Source organism: Bailinhaonella thermotolerans, from assembly GCF_003594875.1.
Classification (GTDB): Bacteria; Actinomycetota; Actinomycetes; order Streptosporangiales; family Streptosporangiaceae; genus Bailinhaonella; species Bailinhaonella thermotolerans.
In genome coordinates, this window is the sequence record NZ_QZEY01000017.1 from 188,367 (window position 1) to 195,803 (window position 7,437).

Below are 7,437 nucleotides of genomic sequence, written 5' to 3' on the forward strand. Positions count from 1 at the left end.
CCGCCGTGGCGGCCGGGCGGCCACCGTGTCGGGCCGGGCGGCCACCGTGTCGGGCTGGGCGGCCACCGTGTCGGGCCGGGCGGCCGCCGTACGGCTGTGGCCGGATGCTCACTGGTGCCACGCGAGGGCGGCGGAGGCCATGCTCTGGTGCCGCGACGTGGTCACCGAGTACCGGACCGGCGGTATGACGATGCGGTCGCGGACCACCCAGGCGATGGGGGTCCGGTACGACAGCACGGTGTACTCGATGTCGCCGGCGTAGGCCCGGTAGTCCTCGGCCAGGTCCCGGGGCAGCCGGCCGGTCGTGGCGGCGGGCCCGCGGATGCCGGTGATCGTGTCGCCGCGGCTGCGGAACTCCTCACGCGCCTGGATCAGGGCCGGGACTTGCCGTCGAATGGACTGGACGCGCATTCCATCCTCTTTTCGCAGGTTCGGCCCGGCACCGTCACGGGCGCCCGCCCGGCCCCAAGCGGGGCCCGCTGGGAAAAGAAGAACTGGCCAACCACGTATATCCGTGCCTGGCCAGTGGAGTGTTCCGCATCCGGGATCCAGCGCGAGGCCGGCTCCGGATGGAGGTTATGAACACTTCTCCACGGGTCCGCTCCACTGGAGCCCGCGGAGAAGCTTGCCGCGGAAATCCCCTGCGATCCGCGCGTTCCCTGTCCAAGGACAGGACGCGCCGGAACCCTTCATCGCAGACACCTCCCCTTGGAGGCCGGCGAGCGGAAGGCCCGGGTTTCCTTGGCTGTTCCAGATCCACAGCCGATCGAGACGCGCCTGAAGGCGGGACCGAAGCCCATCCCCAACACGCCTACGCGTGATGAGGACCTCTCGACGAAGTGGATCCGGCCGCACGAGTACACCGCCTCGTACGACTCTTCGGCTTTGCCTCAGTGACCCGCACCGTCCGGGCCGCGCCCGCGGGCGCAAGCGTGGGCTCGGCTCCCCGTACGGCAAAGCACCCCCGCCACGATGGGCGGGGGTGCCGCGCTCTGGGCTCGTGCGCGCGGCTGGGGCCGCGTGCGCCCGCTTGGCCGGGTCAGGAGTCGGTGTCGGCCTTGAGGTCCCTCAGCACGTCCTTCGCGGAGCGGGGGCGGGAGCCGCCCCCGGCGCGCCGGGGGTTGGTCCGGGCACGGGCGGCTCGCGCCTCCTGCTGCGCCCGGAACTCCTCCAGCCGCCGCAGCAGGTCCCGGTTCCCCTTGTCCTGCTCGGAGTAGATGTTCTCGATCAGCTCCTCCAGCTTCGCCACGTTCGCCTTGAGGGCCTCGGCCTCGGCCTCGGTGCGGGGCGAGACGGAGATCGATCCCAGAAGCCGCTCCAGTTCCTTATGCCGCCGGGTGACCTCAGTGGTGAACGCCCGCTCGGCCTGCTTGACGACCCTGGCGATCTCGTCGCCGGCCGCCGAGGTGTCCATGGACGCCACATCAATAGTGATCTTGGCCTCGCCTCGGCTGAACGCCGCGCGGTCGGCCTGGTCGCGGATGGCGGCCGCCGCCTCGTCCAGGCGGCTCAGGATCCCGCGGAACTGCTCCTCGTAGGCGCGCTGCAGCCGTTCGACCTCCGCCTGCGGGACGCTCAGCGTCCCGGCGCTCTGGGCCTGCTGGAACGAGGCCATCTTCGCCGACAGGCTCACGATCTCGTTCGCCTTGGCCTGGATGCTGTCACGCACCTGGGCGGTCGTGGCCTCCCAGCCCTTGGCGGTCACCAGCGGCGCCGCGCCGAAGTCGTTCAGCTCCGGCACGCTGGTGGCCCGGGTGACGATGTCGCGGGCCACGTCGGCCATGCCGAGGTCGATCCGCATCGCGGCCGGGGCGTAGCGGGCCGCGCGAGCGTGCGCCGCCTGCACGGCGTAGGTCTCGTCGTGCAGCCGGTGGATCACGGCGGGCTTGCGGTCCGCGGTCCCGGCGAGGATGGCCTCGATCTGCAGCGCGTCCGCGGGCACCCGGCGATCCAGGCCCATGGAGGCGAAGTAGTCCACGACGCGCCCGTCCTTGTCGACGAAGCCGCGCTCGGCCAGCGTCGCGTAGAGGCGGGCGACGTAGGCGTCCGTGCTCTCCTCCTGGCCGTCCGGCATGATGAGCCGGCGCTTGGTCTGCTCGTCCAGGTAGTGGATCGGGTTGGACTTCTGCTCCAGCGTCCAGTGCGCGGGGAACTGCGGGATGCCCCCCTTGGTCTTCATCACCGGGCTGACCGCCATCAGGCCTGACGCGCCGTTGAGCACGTCGTCGACCGCGACACCGCTCTTGGCGGCGTACTCCTGCACTGCGGCGTACGCCTCCATCGCGGTGGAGTACCCGGTGAAGGAGTTGTTCACCCCGTTGTCGGCCAGCGCCCCGTGCTGCCGGGCGCGGATGTTGTCCAGCAGGCTGTCGGTGCGCTCCTCCTGGCGGCGCAGCCGTTCGACTCCGGTGGCGCCCCCGGCCACGTACTTGTACCCCTGCTGCGCGGCCAGCATGGCCGTACCGCTGTGGTTGGTGTACGGGAACGGCTGGAGCGAGCCGGGCTGGTACTCCTGCGGGTCACCGCTGGGATCGTAGGCGTCGCCGAGGTAGCCGAGCTTGGAGCGGAGGGCGTCGTTGACCCTCTCCACGCCGCGCCGGCCGAGACCCTTGGCGCCCGAGGCGCCCAGGGCGCCGGCTCCGGCCGCGCCGGCCAGCAGGATCCCTCCGCCCAGCGCGCCGCCGGTGGCGGTCGCCAGGACCGCCGCGCCCGCGGCCACGCCGGCCATGCTGGTGAAGGCCTGGGCGCGCTGTTCGGGAGTGCCGTTGGCGGCCCGGTCCTTGAGGTGATGCAGGTAGCCCAGGGTCTTGGCGCGCGCGTCGGCGGCGACGTCCTTGGCGGTGTTGACCAGCGGCTGGGCCAGTTCCTTGCCCTTCTGGGAGGCCTTGCGGCCCAGGGCCCGCGTCGCGCGGTTGTTCACCGGGGCGAACATCAGGTTCTTGCGGTCCAGGTTGCTCAGCCGCTTGTTGCCGTAGCCGATCCTGCCGAACATGTTCGACATCCGCGTGTCGGCGTTGTTGGACAGCGTCTTGTCACCCGTCGCCTTCAGGGCCGCGGCGCCCATGAAGCCGAGCGCGCCGGTGAGCTTGGAGATGTCGCCCATGCCCGCCATGGAGAACAGCTTGCGCAGCACGATCAGCGCCACGATGGGCGCCGCCGCCAGCAGCAGCTGCTCGAACAGGCTGGGTGCGACGGGCGCTCCCAGGGCGCTGTTGATGGCGTCGTAGGTGACGTAGATGAACGCGCCGATGACCGACAGCAGGAGCGTGAACAGCAGCTTGGCCGCCATCGACGCCGCCGTCAGCTTGGCCATCCGCTTGCCGAAGTCGCTGCCCATGGCCAGCGCCCCGAGTGTGATCGGGACCAGCATGACCAGGAACGCCAGGGCGATCGAGATCACCATGAGCCCGACCGCGATGGGCCCCATGACGAAGGCGAAGATCAGCGCCGTGATCAGGGCGATGACGCCCTGCAGCAGGCGGTCGACGCTGTTGTCGCCGAGGAAGCTGGAGACGAACCGTTCGGTCGCGTCGCAGGCCTCCTCGCCGCGGCAGTCCTTGAAGGCGTCGTCGAGTTCGTCGTCGCCGTTGTACCACCACATGCCGTCGTCGTCGTTGCCGCCGGCGATGTCGCCCTTCTTGCGGTCGCCCTCCATGTCGTCTTCACACGGGTCTTCGTCCTTGAGCTCGTCGTCGTTGTCACCGCCCTTGCTCTTCTCCCACTGCGGGATCACCTTCCAGTCCCCGCCGAAGCGGGAGCAGGCCGACCACATCATGGTGGCCTTGCGGTGCTGGTTGCCGCCGAAGCCGCCCTCGATGGCGTTCCAGCGGCTGGAGCCGGGCTCGGTGGTGACGCCGGTGGCCAGGTCGAAGACCTTCTGCTTGTTGCCCTTGAGTTCCTTGGGCAGCTGCAGTTCCATCTCCAGCTCCCGGCAGGTGACGTGCGAGGGCGCGGGGTACTCGGCGCTGCCGTTGCCGTACTGGGCGGCGATGTAGCTGCGCAGGAAGGTCAGCTCCCAGATGCGGCTCATCTGCATCATCGCCGCCGCGGCGTTCTTGCCCGCCCCCTGCGCGTTCTCCGTGTCATACAGCTCGTACAGCTTTTGGCTGGTCGCGATGCAGTTGACCTGGCCCGCGTGCTCGGCCTTGTCGTAGAACGCCCAGCTGTCCATCTGGGGCGAGTAGGAGATCGCGTTGAGCGAGGTGCCCATGCCGGTGAAGAACTTCTGCGCCTGCACCGCCATGTAGGGCGCCGTGTACGGGGCCGTCGGGTTGTTCTCGTGCGCGGCCGACTGCTCGGTCACGAAGAAGACGCCTCCGGCCGCGACGACGAAGCCGGCGAGCATGCGCAGGGCCGCCGCGGGCCCCTGCCCGCCCTGGTTGTACCGCCGGACCGCGGCCAGCAGCACGACCAGGAACATCGGGATGATGAAGAACATCACGTAGTTGCCGATGATCCCGGCGGCCGAGTTGATGGGCGCCGCCGCGCTGCAGACCATGTCGAATTCCACGGAGAAACCGAGGAATGAGCCCAGAGCGTTCCAGATGAGCGAGGCGATGGCGAAGAAGAAGGACGCGATCATGGAGACCCAGAGCTTGGTCTTGAGAATCCACGAGTTGTCGACCGCGAACAGGTCGAACGACGTCCAGCGGTGCAACGGCAGGTAAGTCCGCTTCTCCTCCACCTTCTCGCACAGGTTCGCGTTCACCTTCGGCAGTTCCTTGCGCTCGGGTTCGGCGGCCAGCACCGAACCGGAGGCAAGTGTCGTGGTGGGCGTCGCGCTCTGGATGGTGCTCGTCACCGCCGCCGGGCTTGCCGCCCGGCCGCCTCCCCCGACCGGATCCCCGGTGGTGGTGAGGAAGGCCAGTGCACCGAACACCGCGAGCACGAACACCCACGTGACCAACGCCGCGCTATGGCGGGGTCGGACTGCGGGTGGTCTCATCAGGGATTCCCCCAAAGGTATGGACTGCGGCACGTTTTGGCCTCCCTGACCGTCCGGGACGCCTGGACCGGGGCAGGGGGCGGTGCCTGCAAGCCCACCTAGGTGATCTTTGGTATGAAAGGTGGTGCTTGTCGATCTAGGGAGAGAAGTTGCGTATTCGTACTCGCGGAGCACATCTGCTGGTGGTATTCGCGCTGGCGGCCGGCCTGTCCGGCTGCTCGAACGACGACCCTGCCCCAGCACGCTCACAGCCGACGCCTACGTCAACTTCCACCAGCGAGGCCCGCCTTGAGGCTGAACGCCACAAAGCACTGCGTTATCTGCAGGAGTTGCTGGTGTACTCGACACGAGAGCAGCAGTTGGGCAAGGAGTTGTTTCCGATCGCGGTGCCGAAATGGCCGAACGAGCCGTGGTTCGTCGAGGCCCAATCGTTTGTCCAGGGCGCCAGCAAGATCACCCTCCCTGCGGACCTGGCTGAGCGACTGCGACGAGGGCCGGACGCGAGCGTTCCTGGGCTGACAGACGTGGCGGCCATCGAAATGGCGGCGCCCGTGAAGGACGCGATCACCGAGCAGGAGATCAAGAACGTCCTCTCGATCCAGGACGCCAAGGTCCAAGCGGAAACCGCGATAGCGCTGCTGGAGCGCAGCGTGGCGGCGGCGGTGGAAACACTGCGCAAGTTGTCGGCTACGCAGAAAGGGGACTATTTGCTGGCATACGAGGTCGCCGACGGACGATACCGTGGCGCGCTGGTAGAGGGCGGGGACCTACTGTCGAAGCTGCGCCGCTTCCGCACCACCGGCAAGATCTCGTAGGTCAGTTGCGGGCCGGGGCGCAGGCGTCCGTTGCGGGCCGGGCGCTCAGGCAGAGGACTGCGGCAATGATCAACAACGACACCCCTCGTCCGGGCCGGAGCAGCGGGACCGCGCCGCCCTCCGGCACGTGATCATTACTCTGCCGGGGCCGGTGACCGCCAGGCGGCGTGCGCGGGCGCGTACGCCGTCAGCGAGCGGGCCGGGTGGCCGGTCACCCGTGCGACGGCGTCGGTCACCAGGGCGTTGCGGCCGTCTCGGATGAGCTGGAACAGTCCCCGCCGCCAGGCGATCGAACGTTCGTCGAGGCCCGCCGCGCGCAGTCCCTCGACATGCTGCTCGGGGTGAGGGCCGTGTATCGCAGCTCCCGGCCGGCGGCCTCGCCCAGCGCCCGTACGGCCTGCGCATGAGTGAGGGCCTCCGGACCGGTGATGAGATGGACCCAGCCGACTGCTCGCCCGACTGGCCCCGGGAGCGTTCCGGGAGCACCACTCCCCCCACCGGACCTGCGTCACGACCTTCCGGGCGGCCGGGAACCCGTGAGCCCCATGTCGAGGGGTACCGGATATACCGGATGTACCGAGCGTCTCTGTTTCTGCTGGTCAGAGCCCCCAATGACGTCCGGTATCGCATACCGGACACATACCGGATGTCGTTCTGACATACCGGATGTCTCTGTACTCAGCGTGATGTCAGAAATCGATCCGGCGCTCCAGCTCGCCCGAAGAGCCGGTGGCCAGTTCCTCGAAGGCGTCGCTCGCCTCGCCGCCCGACGGACCGGCCGAGGCGGGGCCGGTGGACCTGGTCGCGGAGGCGTCCCGGCTGGCCCGGCTCGCCGGCCGCGACCTCGGCCCGGCCGTCACCACCGTGGCCGGAGTGTCACGGCGGGCCGCCACCGCCGCGCTCGGCACGGACACCGTGCGGGATGACCGGCCGGTGACGGTGGTGCCTGTCCGCGGCCGGTTCGGCAGCCCCGGAGGCGGGCTGGTGGTCCCCCACGCGCCAGGCCGCCCGGCACCGTCGGGGTCGGTACTGACGCTGGTGATGGACGCCCGGACGGGAGATCCGCTGGACGTGTACCTGACGGACCGGCCGCCCGCCCTGACCGGGCTGGGCCAGGCTGAGAGCCCCGCACTGTCCTGACCGGGGTGGCGTAGCGCCGCCGGGGCCCGGCTTGTCGCGCCGCTGGGGTGCGGGCCGGGCCCGGGCGGCGGGCCGTTTCGCGGCGGTGCCGCATGGGTGTCCGCGAGCGCTGCGAGCCGGACCCTGGTTGTCGTGACTGGCGTCCGGGACGTTGCCGTCTAGCCACACGGTCAGCGGATCCGGCGGTATCGCCGCGTCGTTGAGAGGGTGTCAGCGGGTTGGGGGAAGCTCGCCGAGCAGCCCAGGGGAAGCGAGCCAATCACGGTCGAGGAAGCGGCCGGTGAGCCGCCCCATGATCACCAAGTACTGATCCAGTTCCTCGTCCAGCGGCTTGTCGAATTCCATACCTTCCCAGTACGGGCTGTACTCCTCGTAAGGGAAGATTTCCCCGGCGTTTACCCCGTCGATTGCGTAAGTGAGCGGTTCTATCTCTTCGACCAGCTTGACGATCTGGAAAACGCGATGGCCTCCGACGCTGAGTTCCTCCGCGGACAACATGAGCCCGCCCGTGAGAGTCAGAATGTGAGTCCAGGTGGG

The 7,437-nt window shown here is 69.2% G+C and carries 5 protein-coding genes; 2 read left to right on the forward strand and 3 right to left on the reverse strand.

Features of this window, described 5'->3' with window-relative positions; translation table 11 throughout:
• Positions 1-108: 108 nt before the first annotated feature.
• Together D5H75_RS31870 and D5H75_RS31875 are read right to left on the reverse strand one after the other, a co-directional pair.
• The gene (locus D5H75_RS31870) at positions 109-411 is read right to left on the reverse strand and encodes a DUF8033 domain-containing protein (RefSeq protein WP_119930281.1); all 303 of its coding nucleotides are present in this window, start codon (positions 409-411) and stop codon (positions 109-111) included.
• A 628-nt stretch (positions 412-1,039) separates the two neighbouring features.
• The gene (locus D5H75_RS31875; RefSeq protein ID WP_119930282.1) at positions 1,040-4,906 is read right to left on the reverse strand and encodes a polysaccharide biosynthesis protein; all 3,867 of its coding nucleotides are present in this window, start codon (positions 4,904-4,906) and stop codon (positions 1,040-1,042) included.
• A gap of 221 nt (positions 4,907-5,127) precedes the next feature.
• Between D5H75_RS31875 and D5H75_RS31880 the strand changes: the two genes are divergently transcribed.
• A complete protein-coding gene (locus D5H75_RS31880) occupies positions 5,128-5,760 on the forward strand; it encodes a hypothetical protein (RefSeq protein WP_147425339.1) in 633 nt (210 codons plus the stop codon).
• Between the two features lie 729 nt (positions 5,761-6,489).
• On the forward strand, positions 6,490-6,900 hold the full coding sequence (locus tag D5H75_RS31885; protein WP_119930284.1) for a hypothetical protein: 411 nt from the start codon (positions 6,490-6,492) through the stop codon (positions 6,898-6,900).
• Between the two features lie 210 nt (positions 6,901-7,110).
• Here the strand turns inward: D5H75_RS31885 and D5H75_RS31890 are convergent.
• On the reverse strand, positions 7,111-7,437 hold a 327-nt coding region (locus tag D5H75_RS31890; protein ID WP_206781973.1), incomplete at its 5' end, for a hypothetical protein.

What these genes read in the sequence shown, in the direction of transcription:
- D5H75_RS31870 (WP_119930281.1), bottom strand. Translation starts at nt 411, where the DNA reads ATGCGCGTCCAGTCCATTCGACGGCAAGTCCCGGCCCTGATCCAGGCG.